Annotated in this window: 17 protein-coding genes; 5 read left to right on the forward strand and 12 right to left on the reverse strand. The window is 58.4% G+C overall.

All coding sequences use genetic code 11. The features are described from left to right. Positions 1–106: 106 nt before the first annotated feature. The 4 genes from ROR01S_RS11130 to pepA form a co-directional block, all read right to left on the reverse strand. A complete protein-coding gene (locus ROR01S_RS11130; RefSeq protein WP_004857300.1) occupies positions 107–610 on the reverse strand; it encodes a GNAT family N-acetyltransferase in 504 nt (167 codons plus the stop codon). Positions 611–731: 121 nt separating this feature from the next. Beyond that, positions 732–3,587, reverse strand: coding sequence for a valine--tRNA ligase (locus tag ROR01S_RS11135; protein ID WP_064359467.1), 2,856 nt, complete (start codon positions 3,585–3,587; stop codon positions 732–734). Beyond that, the gene (gene holC, locus ROR01S_RS11140; protein ID WP_004857306.1) at positions 3,587–4,030 is read right to left on the reverse strand and encodes a DNA polymerase III subunit chi; all 444 of its coding nucleotides are present in this window, start codon (positions 4,028–4,030) and stop codon (positions 3,587–3,589) included. The genes ROR01S_RS11135 and holC overlap by 1 nt, the downstream gene beginning before the upstream one ends. Positions 4,031–4,152: 122 nt before the next feature. Further along, complete coding sequence (gene pepA / locus ROR01S_RS11145; RefSeq protein WP_004857309.1) at positions 4,153–5,664, reverse strand: leucyl aminopeptidase; 1,512 nt, start codon at positions 5,662–5,664, stop codon at positions 4,153–4,155. A gap of 267 nt (positions 5,665–5,931) precedes the next feature. Between pepA and lptF the strand changes: the two genes are divergently transcribed. After that, positions 5,932–7,029: an LPS export ABC transporter permease LptF gene (gene lptF / locus ROR01S_RS11150; protein WP_004857311.1), complete on the forward strand. Its 1,098-nt coding sequence runs from the start codon at positions 5,932–5,934 to the stop codon at positions 7,027–7,029. Then, complete coding sequence (lptG, locus tag ROR01S_RS11155) at positions 7,029–8,111, forward strand: LPS export ABC transporter permease LptG (protein WP_004857316.1); 1,083 nt, start codon at positions 7,029–7,031, stop codon at positions 8,109–8,111. The genes lptF and lptG overlap by 1 nt, the downstream gene beginning before the upstream one ends. Before the next feature lie 33 nt (positions 8,112–8,144). On the opposite strand, the gene allS is transcribed toward lptG, so the two are convergent. Genes allS through ROR01S_RS11180 form a run of 5 tightly spaced genes read right to left on the reverse strand, consistent with a single transcriptional unit; the run spans position 8,145 to position 14,092 of the window. Beyond that, positions 8,145–9,074 (reverse strand): HTH-type transcriptional activator AllS, encoded by a 930-nt coding sequence (gene allS / locus ROR01S_RS11160; RefSeq protein ID WP_004857321.1) that lies wholly within the window; start codon positions 9,072–9,074, stop codon positions 8,145–8,147. Further along, the gene (locus ROR01S_RS11165; protein ID WP_064359468.1) at positions 9,061–9,894 is read right to left on the reverse strand and encodes an oxamate carbamoyltransferase subunit AllH family protein; all 834 of its coding nucleotides are present in this window, start codon (positions 9,892–9,894) and stop codon (positions 9,061–9,063) included. Before ROR01S_RS11165 ends, allS begins: the two co-directional genes overlap by 14 nt. Before the next feature lies 1 nt (position 9,895). After that, positions 9,896–11,161: a YlbE family protein gene (locus ROR01S_RS11170; protein ID WP_004857327.1), complete on the reverse strand. Its 1,266-nt coding sequence runs from the start codon at positions 11,159–11,161 to the stop codon at positions 9,896–9,898. Positions 11,162–11,184: 23 nt separating this feature from the next. Then, positions 11,185–12,855 carry an acyl-CoA synthetase FdrA gene (gene fdrA / locus ROR01S_RS11175; RefSeq protein ID WP_064359469.1) on the reverse strand — a complete coding sequence of 557 codons (1,671 nt, stop codon included), beginning with the start codon at positions 12,853–12,855 and terminating at the stop codon, positions 11,185–11,187. 13 nt (positions 12,856–12,868) lie between these two features. Then, a complete protein-coding gene (locus ROR01S_RS11180) occupies positions 12,869–14,092 on the reverse strand; it encodes an MFS transporter (RefSeq protein WP_064359470.1) in 1,224 nt (407 codons plus the stop codon). A gap of 312 nt (positions 14,093–14,404) precedes the next feature. On the opposite strand from ROR01S_RS11180, the gene ROR01S_RS11185 reads away from it, so the two are divergent. Beyond that, positions 14,405–15,325, forward strand: a complete 921-nt coding sequence (locus ROR01S_RS11185) for a carbamate kinase (RefSeq protein ID WP_032718605.1) — start codon at positions 14,405–14,407, stop codon at positions 15,323–15,325. Here the strand turns inward: ROR01S_RS11185 and ROR01S_RS11190 are convergent, their stop codons facing one another. Continuing rightward, positions 15,326–16,828, reverse strand: coding sequence for a helicase HerA-like C-terminal domain-containing protein (locus tag ROR01S_RS11190; protein WP_004857337.1), 1,503 nt, complete (start codon positions 16,826–16,828; stop codon positions 15,326–15,328). It lies immediately after the preceding gene. A gap of 98 nt (positions 16,829–16,926) precedes the next feature. Continuing rightward, positions 16,927–17,748: a TIM barrel protein gene (locus tag ROR01S_RS11195; RefSeq protein ID WP_064359471.1), complete on the reverse strand. Its 822-nt coding sequence runs from the start codon at positions 17,746–17,748 to the stop codon at positions 16,927–16,929. Positions 17,749–18,100: 352 nt separating this feature from the next. On the opposite strand from ROR01S_RS11195, the gene ROR01S_RS11200 reads away from it, so the two are divergent. Next, positions 18,101–19,606 carry a CoA-acylating methylmalonate-semialdehyde dehydrogenase gene (locus ROR01S_RS11200; protein WP_004857345.1) on the forward strand — a complete coding sequence of 502 codons (1,506 nt, stop codon included), beginning with the start codon at positions 18,101–18,103 and terminating at the stop codon, positions 19,604–19,606. 18 nt (positions 19,607–19,624) lie between these two features. Beyond that, a complete protein-coding gene (gene iolB / locus ROR01S_RS11205) occupies positions 19,625–20,434 on the forward strand; it encodes a 5-deoxy-glucuronate isomerase (RefSeq protein ID WP_064359472.1) in 810 nt (269 codons plus the stop codon). Between the two features lie 447 nt (positions 20,435–20,881). On the opposite strand, the gene ROR01S_RS11210 is transcribed toward iolB, so the two are convergent. Then, positions 20,882–21,742, reverse strand: coding sequence for a MurR/RpiR family transcriptional regulator (locus ROR01S_RS11210; protein WP_004857352.1), 861 nt, complete (start codon positions 21,740–21,742; stop codon positions 20,882–20,884). Positions 21,743–21,877: the final 135 nt, after the last annotated feature.

Consider the following 21,877-nt stretch of genomic DNA (forward strand, 5'->3'; position numbering starts at 1 on the left):
TGACGAGGCCCGGCTAACGGCGCTGCACGCCTTATCCGGGGTATCTGAGGGGGAGAGCCCGTCGCCCCGGTAAGACCGGGGAAGCGCGGCTGACGGGCACGAGCGCTTACAGCGTTTTCAGCATCCGCACTTCGCAATCTACATGACCGGTGCAGCCCAGCGGGCCGTCGATATGTTCGAAACCCAGGCGCTCATACAGCCCGACGGCTTCTTTCAGGAAGGCGGTGGTTTCCAGATAGCAGCGTTTGAAACCCTGCTCGCGGGCATAATCTAACGCCAGCAGCGCCAGCTTTTTCGCCAGTCCCTGCCCACGGGCAGAGGTCATAAAATACATTTTCTGCAGTTCGCAAATATCCGGTTCGCTATGTGCCAGCGGAGCAATGCCGCCGCCACCGACCACCCGACCATCCTGCTCAACCACCCAATAGGCGGAGCCCGGCTGGCTGTAGAGTTCAAACAGCTCATCGAGGTTGGGGTCGGCTACGGTGTAGCCCTTATCAGCCGTCAGCCCGTATTCCGCAGAAACCTGGCGGATAACGTTGGCGATAGCAGCATTGTCTTCAGCGGTGATGCGGCGCAGCGACGCCGTAACGGTCGCGATCGTATTCATACGATTACTCATAGCAAAAAAATGACGGATGGTGTTGTTAATAACATCGGGAGCGGGGGGAGCGCAAGCGGGGATCGCGGATTAAAACGCCCCCTGCCTGAGCAGGCAAGGGGCGGGAGGATTACAGCGCGGCGATGACCGCCTGCTGTTCGATCAGTTTGCTTTTCGCTTCGGCATAACCGTCCAGCTTCTCACGCTCTTTGGCGATCACCGCTTCCGGTGCGCGAGCGACAAAGCCTTCGTTGGCCAGTTTGCTTTCGATGCGGCTGATTTCACCGTCGATCTTCGCCACTTCTTTCGCCAGACGCGCCAGCTCATCTTCTTTGTTGATGAGACCCGCCATCGGGATCAGCAGCTCGGCGCCGTCGATGATTTTGGTCACGGAAACCGGACCTTTGTCGTCGGCTGGCAGTACGATGATGCTTTCCAGACGCGCCATGGACTGCAGGAAGCTCTGGTTGTCGGTCACGCGACGCTGAGCGTCAGCGCTGCAACCGCGCAGCAGCAGTTCGAGCGGTTTGCCCGGGGCGATGTTCATTTCCGCACGGATGTTACGTACGGCAACGATCGCCTGCTTCAACCATTCGGTATCGGCCAGCGCCGCTTCATCAACCTGCGCCGCATCGTAAGCCGGGAACGGCTGCAGCATGATGGTATCCGCATCGATACCGACGATAGTTTTCACACGCTGCCAGATGGTTTCGGTGATGAACGGAATGATCGGATGCGCCAGACGCAGCAGACCTTCCAGCACGGTGACCAGCGTGTTGCGGGTGCCGCGCAGCTCGGCTTCAGATCCGCCGGTCATGACCGGTTTGGTCAGCTCCAGGTACCAGTCGCAGAACTGGTTCCAGGTGAACTCATACAGGATGCCGGCGGCGATGTCGAAGCGGAAGTTATCCAGCGCTTCGCGGTACGCTTTTACGGTCTGGTTGAATTCGGCAAGGATCCAGCGGTCCGCCAGCGACAGGACTTTCTCGCCGCCGTTGAAGCCGCAGTCCTGATCTTCGGTGTTCATCAGCACGAAACGACTGGCGTTCCACAGCTTGTTACAGAAGTTACGGTAACCTTCCAGACGCTTCATGTCCCAGTTGATGTCGCGGCCGGTGGAGGCCAGCGCCGCCAGGGTGAAGCGCAGGGCGTCGGTGCCGTGCGGCTCGATACCGTTCGGGAACTGTTTCTCGGTGCGTTTGGCGATTTTCTCCGCCAGCTGCGGCTGCATCATGTTACCGGTGCGTTTCTCCAGCAGCTCTGGCAGGGAGATGCCGTCAACCATATCCAGCGGGTCAATAACGTTGCCCTTGGATTTGGACATCTTCTGGCCTTCGTCGTCACGAATCAGACCGGTCATGTAGACGGTATGGAACGGTACCTGCGGTTTGCCGTTTTCATCTTTGATGAAGTGCATGGTCATCATGATCATGCGGGCAATCCAGAAGAAGATGATGTCGAAACCGGAAACCATCACGCTGGTCGGGTGGAACTGACGCAGCGCATCGGTGTTTTCCGGCCAGCCGAGGGTGGAGAAGGTCCACAGCGCGGAGGAGAACCAGGTGTCGAGCACGTCTTCGTCCTGGCGCAGCGCGACGTCAGCGGAGAGGTTGTTCTCCTGACGCACTTCGTCTTCGGTGCGGCCTACGTAGACGTTGCCTTCGTTGTCATACCACGCCGGGATACGGTGACCCCACCACAGCTGACGGGAGATACACCAGTCCTGAATATCGCGCATCCAGGAGAAGTACATGTTTTCGTACTGCTTCGGCACGAACTGAATGTCGCCGTTTTCAACCGCTTCTACGGCAGGCTTCGCCAGCACGTCGGCACGCACGTACCACTGGTCGGTCAGCATCGGCTCGATCACCACGCCGCCACGGTCGCCGTACGGCACGGTCAGATCGTGAGGTTTGATCTCTTCAAGCAGGCCGAGCGCATCGATGGCTGCCACCACGGCTTTACGCGCAGCGAAACGCTCCAGATTCTGGAATTCCGCCGGGATCTCTGCGGAGTAAACGTCGGACTCTTCGCCTTTGGTATCGTACACCTGCGCGCTTTCGCGGATGTCGCCGTCAAAGGTCAGGATGTTGATCATCGGCAGGGCGTGACGTTTCCCGACTTCATAGTCGTTAAAGTCGTGCGCCGGAGTGATTTTCACGCAGCCGGTGCCTTTTTCCATATCGGCGTGTTCATCGCCGACGATCGGAATGCGGCGGTTAACCAGCGGCAGCACCACGAATTTACCGATCAGATCTTTATAACGCGGATCTTCCGGGTTAACGGCCACGCCGGTGTCGCCCAGCAGGGTTTCCGGACGGGTGGTCGCCACGACCAGGTAATCTTTACCGTCGGCGGTTTTCGCGCCGTCGGCCAGCGGGTAGCGGATGTGCCACATCGAGCCTTTAGACTCGCGGTTTTCCACTTCCAGGTCGGAAATCGCGGTACGCAGTTTCGGATCCCAGTTAACCAGGCGCTTGCCGCGGTAAATCAGGTCTTCTTTGTACAGACGAACAAAGACTTCTTTTACGGCATTGGAGAGGCCTTCATCCATGGTGAAGCGCTCGCGCTCCCAGTCCACGGAGTTGCCCAGGCGACGCATCTGACGGGTAATGGTGCCGCCGGATTCCGCTTTCCACTGCCAGATTTTATCGATAAAGGCATCGCGACCGTAGTCGTGGCGAGTTTTCCCTTCTTCTGCGGCAATCTTACGCTCAACCACCATCTGGGTCGCGATACCCGCGTGGTCGGTACCGGCCTGCCACAGAGTATTTTTACCCTGCATGCGCTGGTAGCGAATCATGGTATCCATGATGGTTTGCTGGAAGGCATGACCCATATGCAAACTGCCGGTGACGTTCGGCGGCGGGATCATGATGCAGAAGCTCTCCTGGCTTTCATCACCATTCGGTTTGAAATAGCCCTGCTTTTCCCAATGCTCGTAGAGCGGCTGTTCGATATCTTGTGGGTTGTATGTCTTTTCCATTATTTCCAGGTTGCCGTATTCAGGTTGAAACCAGCCATGCGGTACGCTTTGTAGCGTTCGCGCGCCAGTTGTTTCAGAGAATCTTCGTAAGGGACAAAGTCTATCACTTCTGTGAAAGCGGTGGCAAAATCTGCAAAGTTTAGCCGCAGACTGATCAGAATATCCCGCGGGCTGCTGTTGCGTTTTTGCGGCCAGGCGATCTCCACCGGCGCTCCGCCTCTGGGGCCTTCTCCCGCCAGATTATGCGGGACGAAGCTTTCCGGAGGGCGGGCCCACAGCGCTTCATCCAGACGGATGGCCTGCTGTTCGTCTTCACAGGCGATAAGCACGCGTTTGCCGCTACGCCAACGTTCTGCGGCAATGTCACACACCAGTTGTTCAACGGCGCTTAAACCGTCTTGTTGTGTGTCGTTGTCCAGAAGGTAGAACGTTGCGTTTTTCATATATGGGGCTTCTTGTGGTGACTTTAAATGCTTAAGCCGGGTGGCGCTGCGCTGACCCGGCCTACAAACGGCATCTTTGCGTAGGCCCGGCAAGCGTAGCGCCGCCGGGCATCAGACGGCAATTACTCTTCGCCAGTAAACCCGGCGCGATTGAGCAGGAACTGCGACAGCAGGGCGACCGGGCGGCCGGTGGCACCTTTCGCTTTCCCGGAACGCCAGGCGGTGCCGGCGATATCCAGGTGTGCCCAGTTGTACTTACGGGCAAAGCGCGACAGGAAGCAGCCGGCGGTGATCGCGCCGCCAGGACGTCCGCCGATGTTGGCCATATCCGCGAAGTTAGACTCCAGCTGATCCTGGAATTCGTCGCCCAGCGGTAAGCGCCATGCGCGGTCGCCCGCCAGTTCGGATGCGCCGATCAGCTCGTGAGCCAGCGGGTTGTGGTTCGACATCAGGCCGGTGATATGGTGCCCCAGGGCAATCACGCAGGCGCCGGTCAGCGTGGCGACGTCAATCACCGCTTCCGGTTCGAAGCGCTCTACGTAGGTCAGGACGTCGCAGAGCACCAGGCGGCCTTCGGCATCGGTATTCAGCACCTCAACCGTCTGACCGGACATCGTGGTCAGAACGTCGCCCGGGCGATAGGCGCGGCCGCCGGGCATGTTTTCACAGCCCGCCAGTACGCCGATGACGTTCAGCGGCAGCTGCAGCTCGGCCACCATGCGCATGACGCCGTACACCGCCGCCGCGCCGCACATGTCGTACTTCATCTCATCCATGCCTTCGGCAGGCTTGATGGAGATACCGCCGGAGTCAAAGGTCAGCCCTTTGCCGACCAGAACGATCGGACGCGCGTCTTCCGCCGGGTTGCCTTTGTATTCAATCACCGACATCAGCGATTCATTCTGCGAACCGTTGCCAACCGCCAGGTAAGAGTTCATACCCAGCTCTTTCATCTGCTGTTCGCCGATGACGCGGGTGATCACATTCTTACTGTAGGTATCGGCCAGCTGACGGGCCTGAGAGGCCAGATAGGCGGCGTTACAGATGTTTGGCGGCATATTGCCGAGATCTTTGGCTGCTTTGATACCGGCGGCAATGGCCAGTCCGTGCTGGATGGCGCGTTCGCCGCTGGTCAGCTCGCGACGGGTCGGGACGTTGAAGACCATTTTACGCAGCGGGCGACGCGGCTCGCTTTTGTTGGTTTTCAACTGATCGAAGCTGTACAGCGTCTCTTTGGCGGTCTCAACGGCCTGGCGAACTTTCCAGTAGTTGTTACGGCCTTTCACGTGCAGTTCGGTCAGGAAGCAGACGGCTTCCATTGAACCGGTATCATTCAAAGTATTAATGGTTTTCTGAATGACCTGCTTGTACTGACGCTCGTCCAGCTCACGCTCTTTGCCGCAGCCAATCAGCAGAATACGTTCTGACAGAATATTTGGCACGTGGTGCAGCAGCAGCGTCTGGCCAGGCTTACCTTCCAGTTCACCGCGACGCAGCAGCGCGCTGATATAGCCGTCACTGATTTTATCGAGTTGTTCGGCAATAGGGGAGAGGCGACGCGGTTCAAAGACGCCGACTACGATACAGGCACTCCGCTGTTTCTCCGGGCTACCGCTTTTTACACTGAACTCCATGCACTACGCTCCTGAATCTTAAAGACAACGACGGTGGCTACGGATAGAATTGAAAGCTTTCGTAACTCATGTCCGCTGTTGCGGTGACTTCGTGTTAATCTTAACGTTATTACGGCTTTGGTTCGTCAGAAAAAAACCTGATACGCGGAACCAGTGAGTCATTTAATCTTAGCGATGATTTCGAAGACCAAAGAGAATAAATGACGTTTAAGCCATGAAACAAGCAATTTTCCTGCAATAAGACGGGTTTTTACGGGCGTATTTATAGTGATAATCATAAGATATCTGGTTCGTGAGACGCTGAAAAGCCAGTTGGCGATCCTGTTCATCCTGTTACTGATCTTCTTTTGCCAGAAACTGGTCAGGATCCTTGGCGCCGCGGTGGATGGCGATATCCCGACAAATCTGGTGCTCTCGCTGTTAGGGCTGGGCGTACCGGAAATGGCGCAGCTCATTCTGCCCCTGAGTTTATTCCTCGGGCTGCTGATGACGCTGGGCAAACTGTATACCGAAAGTGAAATCACGGTGATGCATGCCTGCGGCCTGAGTAAGGCCGTGCTGGTGAAAGCGGCGATGATCCTCGCGCTGTTTACCGGCGCGGTGGCGGCGGTCAACGTGATGTGGGCCGGCCCCTGGTCGTCTCGCCATCAGGATGAAGTGCTGGCGGAGGCGAAAGCCAACCCCGGTATGGCGGCGCTGGCCCAGGGCCAGTTTCAGCAGGCCAGCGACGGCAGCGCCGTGCTGTTTATTGAAAACGTCAACGGCAAGCGCTTCCATGATGTCTTCCTGGCGCAGCTGAAGCCAAAAGGTAACGCGCGACCTTCCGTCGTGGTGGCCGATTCCGGCGAACTGACGCAGAAGAAAGACGGCTCGCAGGTGGTGACCATGAATCAGGGTACCCGCTTTGAAGGTACGGCGATGCTGCGCGATTTCCGCATTACTGATTTTAAAAATTACCAGGCCATTATTGGCCATCAGGCGGTGGCTTCGGATCCTGACGACACCGAACAGATGGGCATGCGCGCGCTGTGGCGCACCGATACCGACCGCGCGCGCGCTGAGCTGCACTGGCGCTTCACGCTGGTGGCAACGGTGTTCATTATGGCGTTGATGGTCGTTCCGCTGAGCGTGGTGAACCCGCGTCAGGGCCGCGTGCTGTCGATGCTGCCGGCGATGCTGCTGTATCTGGTCTTCTTCCTGCTGCAAACCTCGATTAAGTCAAACGGCGGTAAAGGTAAAATCGACCCGATGATCTGGATGTGGGGGATTAACCTGCTCTATTTCGCGCTGGCCGTGCTGCTGAACCTGTGGGATACGGTGCCGATGCGCCGCTTCCGTGCCCGTTTTAACAAAGGAGCGGTGTGATGCAGGCGTTTGGCGTACTCGACCGTTATATCGGTAGGACGATTTTCAACACCATCATGATGACGCTGTTCATGCTGGTTTCGCTCTCGGGCATTATCAAGTTTGTCGACCAGTTGAAAAAAGCCGGCCAGGGCAGCTACGACGCGCTCGGTGCCGGGCTGTATACCATCCTCAGCGTGCCAAAAGATGTGCAGATTTTCTTCCCGATGGCAGCGCTGCTTGGCGCACTGCTTGGCCTGGGGATGCTGGCGCAGCGCAGCGAACTGGTGGTGATGCAGGCCTCCGGCTTCACCCGGTTACAGGTAGCGCTGGCGGTGATGAAAACCGCGATTCCGCTGGTTCTGCTGACTATGGCGATCGGGGAGTGGGTGGCGCCGCAGGGCGAGCAGATGGCGCGTAATTATCGCGCCCAGCAGATGTACGGCGGTTCGCTGCTGTCGACCCAGCAGGGGCTGTGGGCGAAAGACGGCCATAACTTCGTGTATATCGAACGGGTGAAAGGAAACGATGAACTGGGCGGCGTGAGTATTTACGCCTTTAACGACCAGCGCCGTTTGCAGACCGTTCGCTACGCCGCCTCGGCGAAATTCGACAACGATAATAAAGTCTGGCGCCTGTCGCAGGTTGATGAGTCTGACCTGACCGACCCGAAACAGATCACCGGCTCGCAGATGGTCAGCGGCACCTGGAAAACTAAGCTGACGCCCGACAAGCTGGGCGTGGTGGCGCTGGATCCGGATGCGTTGTCGATCAGCGGCCTGCATAACTACGTGACCTATCTGAAATCCAGCGGACAGGACCCGGGACGCTACCAGCTCAACATGTGGAGCAAAATCTTCCAGCCGCTGTCGGTGGCGGTGATGATGCTGATGGCGCTGTCGTTTATCTTCGGCCCGCTGCGCAGCGTGGCGATGGGGGTAAGGGTTGTCACCGGGATCAGCTTTGGCTTTATCTTCTACGTGCTGGACCAGATTTTTGGCCCGCTGACGCTGGTCTACGGCATCCCGCCGATTATCGGCGCGCTGCTGCCAAGCGCCAGCTTCTTCCTGATCAGCCTCTGGCTGATGATGCGTAAGGCGTAAACGACCCGCGACTCCTCCCGTCGGGAGGAGTCGTTACAGCGCGGGCGGCCTGTCAATATTGTTTAAAAACCCTTTCACGCAGCTTTCCTGATGACGGAACAGCGTCACTATCTCACTCACCGCCTTACCGTCCCGTTCTTTACTCCATGCCAGCGACAGCGGTGAAGGCTGTCGACGATTCTCCACCTCTTTGGCTATCAGACTGCCGTTATCAAGCCACGGCTGACAGACATTGCGCGGCAGAAAGCCGACGCCCACCCCGGTAATATGGCACTGTAATTTAGTCTGCATGTCCGGGACTTTTATTTCCTTCTGTCCGGAGAGCAGCCAGGCCACGCGCTTGGTGAGATTGCGGGAGGTATCTTCGATATTAATAGCCGGGAAAGCGCGCAGCGGTGCATCGTTAATCACCCCTTCGACGGCCGCCAGCGGATGATGCGGCGCCACCACAAAGACCCAGCTGATTTCCCCGAGCGGCAACAGATTAATTGAGTTGGAGAGCGATTCCGAACCGGTGACGCCAATCGCCAGGTGGTAGTCGCCATACAGCATGGCATCCCAGACCCCCATATAGACCTGGCGGGAGACCTGAAACTGGGTAAACGGGAATCGCTGATGCAGATGGCTGAGCAGCAGGGCCACGGCGAGGTTGTCGTACAGCAGATTGTTGATAACCAGATTCACCTGGCGTTCGACGCCGTCATTGACCTGGCTTAGCTCATCGGGCATCGCCTCCAGCCAGCTTAGCCACTGCAGGCAGCGCTCAAGCAGATGGGTGCCGGCGGGGGTCAGACTGACCGAGCGTGTGGTTCGCAGAAACAGCGGTGTACCCAACGATTCTTCCAGCATTTTGATGCGGTAGCTGATGGCGGCCGGGGTTTTGAACAGGCTCTCGGCGGCGCGGGAAAAACTCCGGGTTTCCGCCACGCGAATAAAGGTGCGGATCGTTTCATGGTCCATCATTACAGTGTCCCCCTGATACATGCGTTACCAGACACTGCTGCGCAACATGCACTCCCAGCAGAGTGTCTGCGCCAGAGGTGTGTCCGTGTGCCAGCAGGTGACGAATGGCGTGGTGAGTCCTTGTGCGATGAGCACCGACAGCCAGGTGACGCAGGAGATGGATAAGCGTGGTCGAAAAGCGCCCTTGACTGGCGTGCAGAAGATAACAAGCGCTTACCGTCGTTGTCAGCTGTTGCAGCGTCCGGGCCGGGGGGAATTGCTCGATTTTGCGAGGCAACTCGCGAAGTGGCGCGGCGCAGTACAGAACGGCCAGCGCACCGACCAGCATATCGTCCATGGAGGGGGTCAGTCCGGGGCCGAGTCCGATCAGCGTTTCTGCGTCGGCAAAGCCGTTGTTCAGCAGCCTGAACAGGCGCTGCTGTGGCGCATCTGCACGGTTCACCGCTTCTGAGAGGCTGCCGCAAAGCCCGGTATTCTGAGGATAAGCGGATAAAAAAGCCGCCAGTGGCTGTAAGGGATGAGTAGGGAGTGAGGGGGTAATATGCCGACGAGGAGCGCGCAATCGCAGCGCCCGCCAGTGTAAAACGCCGGCAAACAGAGTGAGCACGGTGCCAGGAGAGAGGATGCTGCGCAGATAATCATACTCCTGACAGTGCAGCAGCCAGCCCATGGGTGGCAGGTTTGTTCCGCCGCGCAGCAGGGTCAACAGCGTGCCATCCTCATGCTGCAGATTAATGGCCTGGTTAAACAGGCTATGACAACGCCACTCGCCGTCCGGGAGCGGATGGCTGCAGCCAGAGGCAAGCGGCGTCAGGATCATATCAGGCTGCCTGGATATTCATCGCCTGGGCCAGCGCTTCCAGCGCCTGCTCGAAGCAGGCCAGCGGGGCGCGGACGGTTCCGGCACCCACCTGGCCAATCCCGGCCTCCTTGTGGGCAATGCCGGTATTAATGATTGGCGTGATGCCGGTTTCCACGACCCGACGAATATCGAGCCCCAGGCAGGCCCCCTGGAAGTTCCACGACGGGATCTGCAACAGCGGGTTATGCTGAAGATAAATCTCGCCCATCTCCTCTGATGTTTCCTGGGCCGCCTCCATCCCGCCTGCGCCAACGAAGCGGGTAACGCCTGGGGCAGCAATCATCGCCGCGCCGCCGATGCCGTAGGTTTCCGTTATTGCGCTGTCGCCGATGTCCGGGTTGGCATCTGCCTGGCTGTAGCCGGTAAAGAACAGCCCCTGCGGGGTATTCACCGGCGCGGTAAACCAGCGGTCGCCGAGGCCGCTGACGCGGATGCCGAACATCTGGCCGTTGCGGGTCATGGCGGTGACCACCGAGCCTGCTTTAATTTCTGCGGCGGCATCCATGGCGGCTTTACAGTAGGCCATTGCCAGGTTGAGGAAGAACTGATCGGTGACGCTGAGGAACTCCAGCACTTCACCGGTCTGGGTTTTATCTCGTTCCTGTCCGGCGATGCGCGGGGCAAGGGTACGCATCAGCAGCGCCGAGGCGGCGATGTTGCGCTGGTGGAACTCGTCGCCCATGGTGATGGCCTGCGCCATCAGCGCCGACAGGTCAAGGCCCTCTTCGAAGGTGCTTAGCGCGTCGCTGAGTACCGGGGCGAGGGTATCGCGCATCCAGCGCAGACGGGTTTGCACGTCAGGGCCGTAAGCGCCAAAGCGCATCACTTTGCCGATTCCTTCGTTGAGGTTGCAATAGGCTTCATTGCCGTGCACCGCATCGCGCACCACAATCACCGGCATGCTGGCGGAGGTAATACCGCCCATCGGACCCACTGCCCGGACGTGATGACAGGGGACAAAGGCGACCTCTCCTTGCTCCAGCAGCTGCAAAGCATGGGCTTCATCATCAGCCCAGCCTTCAAACAGACAGGCCCCGAGACAGGCCCCGCGCATCGGGCCGGTCATCTCCTGCCAGCGGATTGGCGGCCCGGCATGCAGCAGCACGCGGCCTTCACGCAGTTCAGGGATAACGCTGGCGGCGGGTTTAACGTCGAGCCAGTGCGGGCGGGCGGCTTTAATACGGGCGATCACCGCGTCGTTTGCTTGATTAATGCTGGTGTACATAGCTACCTCTTACAAAAATAGAGTCAAAAGTTCAGTTGCTTAAGCAGGGCCGCCAGATGCGGATTGCCGCCGGCTATCGGCGCCCACTGGAAATGCACCACCGGGCAACCGGCCTGCTGCAAATCACGGGCAAAGCTGCGCAGGCCAACGTTGATCACCTGCACGCCGTTGAGCAGCGCCGGGGGAGCGACAGGCGCCGGGTGTTGACGGGGAGCCACCAGGTAATGCGCCAGCAGCACCGCCTCCTGCAAGGTGTTCATTACGATGACGTCGCCGTTGAGCAGGGCGTCGATTTGTTGGGAGCGAGGCTGGGGATCCTGTTCGGTGCCGGTGACGGTGGCGATAACCGTCAGCGGTTGCTCAGGGCCACGGGCGCTGCGGACGGTGTTAATGGCCTCCAGCAGCGCGCCCGCCGGATCGTCACAGGCGCCATAGCCGAGCACGATGTCTACCAGCAGCACCCCGGTTTCCGGCTGCTGGCTGAGTTTCTCGATCTCCTGTGAACGGGTGGTTGGGTCGATCATCGGGTGCGGGCGTCCCACCGTCCAGGCGTCGTCGCCAAGATCGATCAGGCGATGACCCTGGGCTTCCAGCATCACGCCGTCCGGGTGATGAGCATCGGTTTCCACCCCCAGATGCTCCGCCAGTAGCATCGCCGCCTCAGCGGCGAGCGTACCGCCTGCATACAGGCCAAGGATCTGCTTACCACGTTGTGGTGCCTGCGAAGCCGCTATCTGCTCGACGCTCGCCAGCATAGCGGCCAGGCGCGCGGCTTCAGCCAGTGAGCTGGCGAACCAGATATTGCCCTCCTGCGCCCGGGCGGGTTTGCTGCCGAGAAACAAGGCGACGACGGGCTTAGACAGCTTTTTCATGGCGCTGATAATGGTCTGCCTGACTGATTCAGCAGGGGGCTTGGAGACGAAAGCGATCACCTTGCTTTGCTCGTCTGCCGCCAGCATCTCCAGCGCCGTCAGGGCGCTGAGGCCCCCGATCTGCTGATTCAGATCGCGTCCCCCTAAACCCATCGCGTGAGTCACGCCCTGGCCGAGCAGCGCTACCTGTGAGGTCAGCTCCTGGATGCCGGTGCCCGAAGCGCCAATCACCCCGATACAGCCCGCAGGCAGAATGTTGGCGAAGGCCAGCGGCGCTCCGGCGATGGCGGCGGTGCCGCAGTCGGGCCCCATCACCAGCAGACCGCGCTCGCGGGCGTATTGTTTCAGGGCCCGCTCCTGCTCCAGCGGCACGTTGTCAGAAAACAGCATCACATTTTTACCGCTCTCCAGCCCCTGACGGGCCACGCCCGCCGCGTACTCCCCGGCGACGGAGATCAGCACCAGGTTTGCCTCCGGCAGCTTCGCGCAGGCGCTCTCCCAGCGGCGCGCCTTTTGCAGACGCAGGCCGCTGCTTTGCCCCTGGGCAATGGTGTTTAGCTCGGCGTCCAGTCGCTGCTGGATCAGGGTGAGAATATCGGCGACCGGCTGACGGGTGCGGATTGCCGCGCAGATATCGTTCGGCGTTGCCTGGGCAAATTCTTCATGCCAGAAGCCCGTCGACTCCAGCAGCGCTTTGTTAGCGGGGGTGCCCATCATCACCGAGACTTCTTCGACATCGTCAATGGCGCTCAGCTTACGGGAGATAAGCATCAGGCTGACGGAGTCCTGAAAACTGCCTTTTTTTACGAATGCGTAAATCATCACAGACCTCGGGTTATTTCTTCTCTTTCAGGAACAGCATGCCGACCAGACCCACGACCAGTAACGCCGCGGAGACGTAGAAGCTGGAGGCAAGACTGCCGGTCATATCGCGAGCGGCGCCGGCAATCACCGGAGCCAGTATGGAGGAGCTCATACCGATAAAATTGAACAGGCCGAAGGCGGAGCTGTAGTTGTTCTCATCGACGCTGTCGGCGACCAGCGCCACCAGAACCGGATCCAGCGCCAGCTTGCCGACCAGGCCGTAAACGCACAGGGCGACGATTACCCCGGTCATATTCGGCATCCAGATGATGGAGAGCATGCTGAGAATGGCCACCGGCACCAGTACCAGAATCAGCGGCTTACGTTTACCCAGACGGTCGGAGAGCGAGGAGAAGAGCAGCGCTCCAGGGATTGAGATCCAGGCGACCAGCGAGGTGATAAAGCCGGTTTCGCTGCCCGCAATGCCGCGCTCGCTTTGCAGGTAATAGGGCAGCCAGGTGAGGATCACGAAGAAGCCAAACAGGCTGCAAAACACCATCAGATAGACCAGCAGCAGATTGCGGTTTTTGAACAAATCGGTGAATTTGCTTTTCGGTTTCGCCACCCCGCCTGCCTCGACGGGCTGGCGCTTTTTCTCTTTGACAAACAGCCAGATAGCCAGCCCGGTCAGCAGAGTAGGGATCGACATGACAAAGAACGGCGTACGCCAGCTGTAGCCCTGGTCATACACCAGCCAGCTGGAGGCCATCAGCCCCAGCGCAATACCAAAAGCCATGCCGCTGTTGATGATGGCGCTGCCGAGCGAACGGTATTTTTTGGGGATTTGCTCTGAGGAGAGGCCGTACTGCGGGCCGTAGTAGGTGCCTTCGCCAGCGCCGGTGACGACCCTGGCGAACAGCAGGGTGCTCCAGCTTTTGGCCCAGCCGGTGGCGGCGGTAAAGGCCCCGAACAGTAAAAATCCAGGAATAAGGACTTTTTTCTTGCCTATTTTATCTCCGAGGATCCCGGCCGGAACCTGTAATAAAGCGTAAGAGAAATAAAAGACCGAATTCATTAATCCGAGCTGGGTGCCTGATAAACCAAATTCTTTTTCCAGTTCCCCCATGACCGGGTTTAATACCGTGCGGTCGGCATACATAAATATCCAGCCGAGCCAGAATAAAAAGATGGTCACCCACCAGGCGGGGATCCCTCTTTTGTGCGGGGCCACCGCATCGTTGAGTTGTGCAGACATGGTTTGTCTCCTGTAGATAATGTTGCCGCCGCCAGTCCCGGCGGGTGTTCTGTGGCTAAACCTACAGTAGAAATAGGGGTATTCTGGTGAAGCAGATCACACTCGCCTGATTGTGAGATTTTTTTTCTTCACGCCGTCTGGATTATTAAAAATATTTAAAAGAAGCCATTATTAGAATTAATTTAATAACCATGATGGACTGAGGTTTAATTTTTAAATTGTTCTTTCGAGTCGGTCAATAATGATATTGCTCACATTTTATGATGATTATTTCGTTATGTTTTCAGGCAATATTATTAACCGGAGAATAACATGAAAAAGACCATCGTCATTGCGCTGGGGGGGAATGCTCTGCTGGCACGCGGTGAAGCGTTAAGCGCCGAAAATCAGTACCGTAATATTGCGCAAATTGCCGATGTGGTGGCCAGTCTGAGCCAGGAGTATCAGGTGGTGATTGTGCATGGTAATGGCCCGCAGGTGGGGCTGCTGGCATTGCAAAATCAGGCTTACAGCGACAGCCCGGCGTGGCCGCTGGATGTGCTGGTGGCCGAGACCCAGGGGATGCTGGGCTACATGATTGCTCAGGTGCTGGGCAGCCGGGCCGGGATCCCACCGGTCGTCACCCTGTTGACCCGAGTGGAAGTGGACGCCGCCGACCCGGCGTTTCGCCAGCCCGGGAAATATATCGGTCCGGTGTGGGCTGCGGAGGAGCAAAGTGCGCTGGAGGCCCGCTATGGCTGGCAGATGAAAAAAGACGGCGACTATGTTCGCCGGGTCGTGCCGTCGCCAAGACCACAAAAAATCCTTGAGCGGCAGGCCATTAGTCAGCTGCTGGCCGACGGCAACGTGGTGATTTGTGCGGGCGGCGGCGGCACGCCGGTGGTGGAGGAAAACGGCAGTTATCAGGGCATGGAGGCGGTGGTGGATAAAGATCTGGCGGCGTCGGTTTTGGCTCAGTCGCTGCAGGCAGAAGCGCTGCTGATCCTCACCGAGGCTGACGCCGTTTATCTTGACTGGGGTACCCCAAAAGCGCGCGCATTGCGCACGGCCACCGTGGACGATCTTCGGCCGCTGGCCGTGCCGGATGGTGCAATGGGGCCGAAAGCGGAAGCCGCGATCCAGTTTGTGGAGATGACAGGTCACCCGGCGTACATCGGCGCGCTGCGCGATGCCCCAGCCATCCTGCGGGGCGAAAAGGGCACCCTTATCGCCCCGGCAGCGGTGTGCGTCTGACTAGCGCCGTCTGCCGCCCAGCAAACTTCCGAGCATGCCACGCACAATCTGATTGGTGATTTGCCGCGTGGCGCTTTTCGCTGCCGTTTGTACCAGACCGTCGCGCTTGCCGCCGCGCGGGCCGGTCGTGCCGAACAGAATATCTTTCAGGCCGCCTAAAATGCCGTCGTCGAGGTCAGCGGTGGCCCCTTTTGCCGGCGGCGCATTTTGCTGTTCGGCGGTGGCCTGCACGCCCTGCTGCAATTTCTCGAAGGCGGACTCCCGATCCACTTCATCCTCATATTTGCCATACAGCGGGGAGTGATTGATGAGCCCGTTGCGTTCATCATCGGTCACTGGCCCCATTCGTGAGCAGGGGGCAATTACCATCGCGCGCTCGACCACCGAAGGGCTGCCTTTTTCATCGAGGAAGGAGATCAGCGCTTCACCGGTGCCCAGCTCCTGGATGGCCTGTTCGGTGCTGAAAGCCGGGTTGGCGCGCATGGTCTGCGCCGCGGTTTTCACCGCTTTCTGATCTTTTGGTGTAAAGGCGCGCAGGGCGTGCTGAACGCGGTTGCCCAACTGGCCGAGAACCGCATCGGGAATATCCGACGGGTTCTGCGACACGAAGTAAACCCCCACGGCTTTGGAACGAATCAGGCGGATAACCTGCTCGATTTTATCCAGCAGCACCTGAGGCGCATCGTTAAACAGCAGATGCGCTTCATCGAAGAAAAAGACCAGCTTCGGCTTTTCCAGATCTCCGGCTTCCGGCAGGCGCTCGTAGAGCTCCGAGAGCATCCACAGCAGGCTGGCGGCGTAGAGTTTCGGCATCTGATACAGCTTTTCGGCGCTGAGGATATTAATCACCCCTTTGCCGTTCTCGTCGAGACGCATCCAGTCCTGGATGTCGAGCATCGGCTCGCCGAAAAAGTGCTCCGCTCCTTGCTGTTCCAGAGTCAGCAGGCCGCGCTGGATGGCGCCGACCGAGGCGCTGCTGATGTTGCCATACTGGTTTTGAAAAGCTTTGGCGTTGTCGCCGATATACCGGGTGATGGCGCGCAAATCCTTAAAGTCGAGGAGCAGCAGACCGCGGTCATCGGCGATGCGGAAGATAATATTCAGCACCCCGGACTGGACTTCGTTGAGATTCAGTAATCGTGACAAGAGCAGCGGCCCGAGATCGGACACCGTCGCCCGGACCGGGTGGCCTTTCTCGCCGAAAATATCCCATGTCACCACCGGGTTAGCGTGGGGCTGCCAGTCGGTGACGCCGATTTTTTCCAGCCGCGCCTGCAGTTTCTCCGAATTTTGGCCCGCTGCGGCGATCCCGGTCAGGTCGCCCTTCACATCGGCCATAAAGACCGGCACGCCGATTTCTGAAAAAGACTCCGCCAGCTTTTGCAGGGTGACGGTTTTACCGGTGCCGGTCGCACCGGTAATCAGGCCGTGACGGTTAGCCATTCCCGGCAGTAAATGCAGCTGTTTTTCCCGCGTGCGGGCAATCAGCAGGGGTGCGCTCATGATCGATTCCTCCATTTATCCTGCGTCGATTATAGGCAAACTGGCCGTAAACCGATGTGAGAAATCGCTATATTCGCCTGGCGTGACGTTGATTTCTCTCAGGCGCAATGGTGTTGAATGAGCGCGATGCTCCGTTCCGTCTCGCGGCGGATATCCTCTTCGCTCCAGGATGCCAGCTCCGGCGCAAACGGTTCGAACGCATACACCCCCTGATAACCCCGGGCTTCAAGGTGTTTGATTTGCTCACCGGTTTGCAGCCGATCTTTTTCCGTCAGCATGATTCGTTCGTCGTCGGTCAGGTTTTCCCGTGGGCGGGCGTCTTCCACGCCGGAAAGGTGCACCAGCCCGATGTCAGCGATATCCACCTGGCTAAACTCGGCATCCGCCTGCGGATAGAGATGGTGGTGGAAGGTATCAATCAGTAGCTTAAACGGTACCTTCGCATCGCGGATGAGCGTCTGCGCCTGTGCCGCAGATCGCAGTGAGCTCTGCGGGAAACCCAGCGGTTCAACCAGGCCCCGCACGCCGTAAAACGAAAACAGCGGCGACAGATCGCGCAGCGCACTCAGGGTTTCGCTGGCCGGCACCTCGCTGCCATCGTTGAGCGGACACAGGACCAGCGATTTGGCGCCAATGGCTCTGGCCTCTTGCAACAAAGATTCGGCCAGGCCGCGAACCTGCTCCGTGCGGCGGTTAAATGGGTATACCGCATTGATGGTCAAAATCTCAATATGGTAGCGGTCGGCCAGCTCGCGCACCTGCTGATGACTCAGATCGTCGGTCACTTTTCCTGTGGGCAAATCATTACGCAGCTCGACCTTATTCAGCCCAAGACTGTTCACCAGACGGAAAAAGGCCTCGATGCTCAGGGATGGGGCGATCTTGCGATTAAGACAGAAACGTTGCAGTGCGATAGCCATGTGGCTCTCCTGAATGACGATAGATTGGGTTTATTCGATCGACTGTAAGTCAAAACATTTATTTCATAATTAGCAATGGATGAAATGGTGGATCTTTGAGCTGCTTCGCAAATAATCGTACTTTCCCGCTCTAAGTCACATCGGGTACAGATGGCGTCGCAGCTGAATCTTATCGGGGGCGCTTTCTTGACGAAACTCGCGCACCGCGGCCGGGAAATGCGACGGTCATCACCAAAATAGAATTTCATTATACGCCAACATTGAAATATAAGTTTCATTTTACTACGGTTATAGCACAGCAAAATCGGAACGGGGCCGCAGCGTTGGCCTTCCCACATCATGAGGCGAGAAGATGACGATCACAGGAAACTTTATTGGCGGGAAAACCGTCACCAGCAGCAGCAATGAAACGATGCCGGTGTATGACCCGGCGACGGGCAAGGTGGTGCGCGAAGTCACTTTGTCGACCGCTCAGGAAGTCTCTGATGCCATTCAGGTTGCCCGTGATGCGTTTGAAAGCTGGTCGCGCACCACGCCGCTACGCCGCGCCCGCGTCCTGTTCAACTTTAAAATGCTGCTTGAGCAACATGCTGAAGAACTGGCGGGAATCATCGTTAGCGAGCACGGTAAAGTCTGGTCGGACGCACTGGGCGAGCTGACACGTGGTCTGGAAGTGGTTGAATTTGCTTGCGGTATTCCACATCTGATTAAAGGTGAATACTCCTCTGATGTCGGCACCGGCGTGGACAGCTATTCGCTGATGCAGCCGCTGGGTGTTGTGGCGGGGATTACGCCGTTTAACTTCCCGGCGATGGTGCCGATGTGGATGTTCCCGCTGGCGCTGGCCTGCGGCAACAGCTTCGTCCTCAAGCCACCGGCGCTGGCCCCGACGGCCGCGGTACGCCTGGCTGAACTGCTGAAGGAAGCAGGCCTGCCGGATGGCGTCTTTAACGTTGTGCACTGCAGCAACGACGATGCCGAGCAGCTGTATACCGATCCGCGTATTGCGGCGGTCAGCTTCGTGGGCTCTTCCGGTGTTGCCGAATATATCTACAAAACTGCCAGCGCCCACGGCAAACGCGTGCAGGCCTTTGGCGCAGCGAAAAACCACGCGATTGTGATGCCGGATGCGGATCTGGATGCCACGGTGAATGCGATTATGGGTGGGGCGTTTGGTTCTGCAGGCGAGCGCTGCATGGCGCTGCCGGTCGTGGTCGCGGTGGGCGATGAAACGGCGGATAAGCTGATTGCACGTCTGAAGCCGCTGGTGGAAGCGCTGAAAGTCGGGCCGGGATGTATGCGCGGCAAAGAAGAGAACGAAATGGGCCCGGTGGTTTCCGATACCCATCAGAAGAAAGTGCTGGGCTATATCGATAAAGGCGCCAGCGAAGGGGCGAAACTGGTCGTCGACGGGCGTAAGCTGCGCGTGTCAGGCTATGATGACGGGTACTATGTCGGCGGTACGCTGTTCGACAACGTGACGCCGGATATGACCATCTGGCGGGAAGAGATTTTTGGACCGGTACTGGGTATTGTCCGCGTGGCGGACTATCACAGCGCGCTGGAGCTGGTGAACAGCCACGAATTTGGCAACGGCAGCGCCGTCTTTACCAGCAATGGACACACCGCCCGTGAATTCGTGCATGATGTCCAGGCCGGGATGGTCGGGGTGAACGTGCCGGTTCCGGTACCGATGGCTTTCCACAGCTTCGGCGGCTGGAAGCGCTCGGTATTTGGCGCCCTCAACGTCCATGGTCCTGACGGCGTGCGCTTCTACACCCGCATGAAAACCGCCACCGTGCGTTGGCCGCAAGGGCAGCAAACCGTATCTGAATTCAGCATGCCGACCTTAGGTTAATCGGCGAAGGAGAACGCCATGTCGTTACTGGCTAAATCACGAAAAGAGGGGCAGATCCAGCACATCACGCCGCAAAGCGCCGGCTGGCGCTATATCGGTTTTGATGTGTGGATGCTGAAAAAAGGGCAGAGCATTACGCTGGAAAGCGGCGAACGCGAGCTGTGTCTGGTGCTGGTTGCCGGGCTGGCGTCGGTCAAAACGACGAAGGCCGACTTCCCAGGGTTGGGACAGCGCATGTCGCCGTTTGAACGTACCCCGCCGTGGGCGGTGTACGTCCCGACGCAGGACAAGGTGGAAGTGACGGCGGATTCTGACCTTGAACTGGCGGTGTGCAGCGCGCCGGGTAAAGGTACGCTGCCGGCGCGGGTGATTCGTCCGCAGGATGTGGGCGTTGAGCATCGTGGCAAAGGGCGTAATCAGCGTCTGGTGCACAATATCCTGCCGGATAATGCGCAGGCCGACTGTCTGCTGGTGGTGGAGGTGTATACCGACGAAGGCGCCACCAGCTCCTGGCCGTCGCATAAACACGATACCGCGCAGCTGGGCAAAGAGACCCAGCTGGAAGAGACCTACTATCACCGTTTCGATCCGCCGCAGGGCTTCGCACTCCAGCGAGTGTATACCGATGACCGCAGCCTGGATGCCTGCATGGCACCGTACAACCACGATGTGGTGATGGTGCCGCGCGGCTATCATCCGGTCGCGACGATTGCCGGGTATGACAGTTATTATCTGAACGTGATGGCCGGGCCGGAGCGCAAGTGGTTGTTTACCTGGGAAGAGGACCACGCGTGGATCAATAGTCCTGACTATCCTCGTCACGACTGACGGATCGCAAGAGTTAAAAGGGCCGCTAAGTTTTGCTTAGCGGCCCTTTTTGTCTTCTGTTGTTCCCCGGTGGCCTTCCGGAGGTATTCCCCGGTGGCGCTGCGCTTACCGGGGCTACATCGGGAGAGGGGCGCCCGGATCAGGCGCAGGCGCGGTAATCCGGGAGGTTTCGCGACGGCGCCGGTGATATTCCCCGGTGGCGCTGCGCTTACCGGGGCTACATCGGGAGAGGGGCGCCTGGATCAGGCGCAGGCGCGGTAATCCGGGAGGTTTAGCGACGGCGCTGGTGATATTCCCCGGTGGCGCTGCGCTTACCGGGGCTACAATCGGGAGAGGGGCGCCCGGATCAGGTGCTGGTGCGGCAATCCGGGAGGTTTCGCGACGGCGCCGGTGATCTTCCCCGGTGGCGCTGCGCTTACCGGGGCTACATCGGGAGAGGGGGCAGGGTCAGGCGAGGTTCTGCTGGGTTTGCGGTTCTTTGCTGCTGTTCAGCGCCAGTGAAACGGCCAGCGTCTGGGCCAGGCACAGAGAGGCTACCTGGGAGCGGAAACCGTCAACCTGCGCTTCACGTACTACAAAGCAGACATCGCTGAAGGCCGCGAGCGGACTGACCTGGCTGTCGGTTATTGCAATCTGTCGCGCTTTGCGCTGGGCGCCAAGTTCAACCAGCTCGACCACTTCACGCGCGTAGGGCGAGAAGCTCACGGCGACCACCACGTCTTTCGGCCCCACCAGGCTCAGCTGCTCGGTGAACATGCCGCCGAGACCATCGATCAGGAACGCTTTACGATCAAGATGACGCAGCGCATAGGTCAAATAGGAAGCGACGCTAAACGAGCGGCGCAGGCCAATCACATAGATATTCTCCGCCTCCGCCAGCAGGCCGACCGCGCGCTCGAGATCATCGCCAGAGGTCTGCATCGCTAGCTGCTGCAGCGCCTGGGTATTCACCATGGTGAACATATTGAGAATTTCCGTTGGCGTTTCCGGCGGCGACGTTTCATCGTTGGTCGTCTGGCGGAACAGGCGCGCGCGTTCGGTGTAGTTGGCGGTCTCTTCCATCAGATGCTGTCTGAACATCTGCTTCATTTCGTTAAAGCCGCTAAAACCGAACGCATTGGCGAAACGGATTAACGTCGATGGCGGGACATCCGCCTGCTGGGCGATGGAAGCGACGGTATCGAAAGCGACGCTATTACTGTTATCCAGAATATAGCGTGCCACCTGTTTTAAGCGTTTGCTTAATGTGTCGTAGCGACGCCGGATTTCATCCTGCAGGATGGTCAGTTGGGTCGGATTATTGGCCATAGATTGCGCTCTGAGAAAATGAAAGGAATATAACTTCCAGTGTACCAAATGAAGCGAATTTTTCATTTTTTGCGATGAAATACGCGATTCATTTCACGAAGAAACAGAAAAAAAACCCGCACCGGGAGGTGCGGG

Source organism: Klebsiella ornithinolytica NBRC 105727 = ATCC 31898 (genome assembly GCF_001598295.1).
Lineage (GTDB): Bacteria > Pseudomonadota > Gammaproteobacteria > Enterobacterales > Enterobacteriaceae > Klebsiella > Klebsiella ornithinolytica.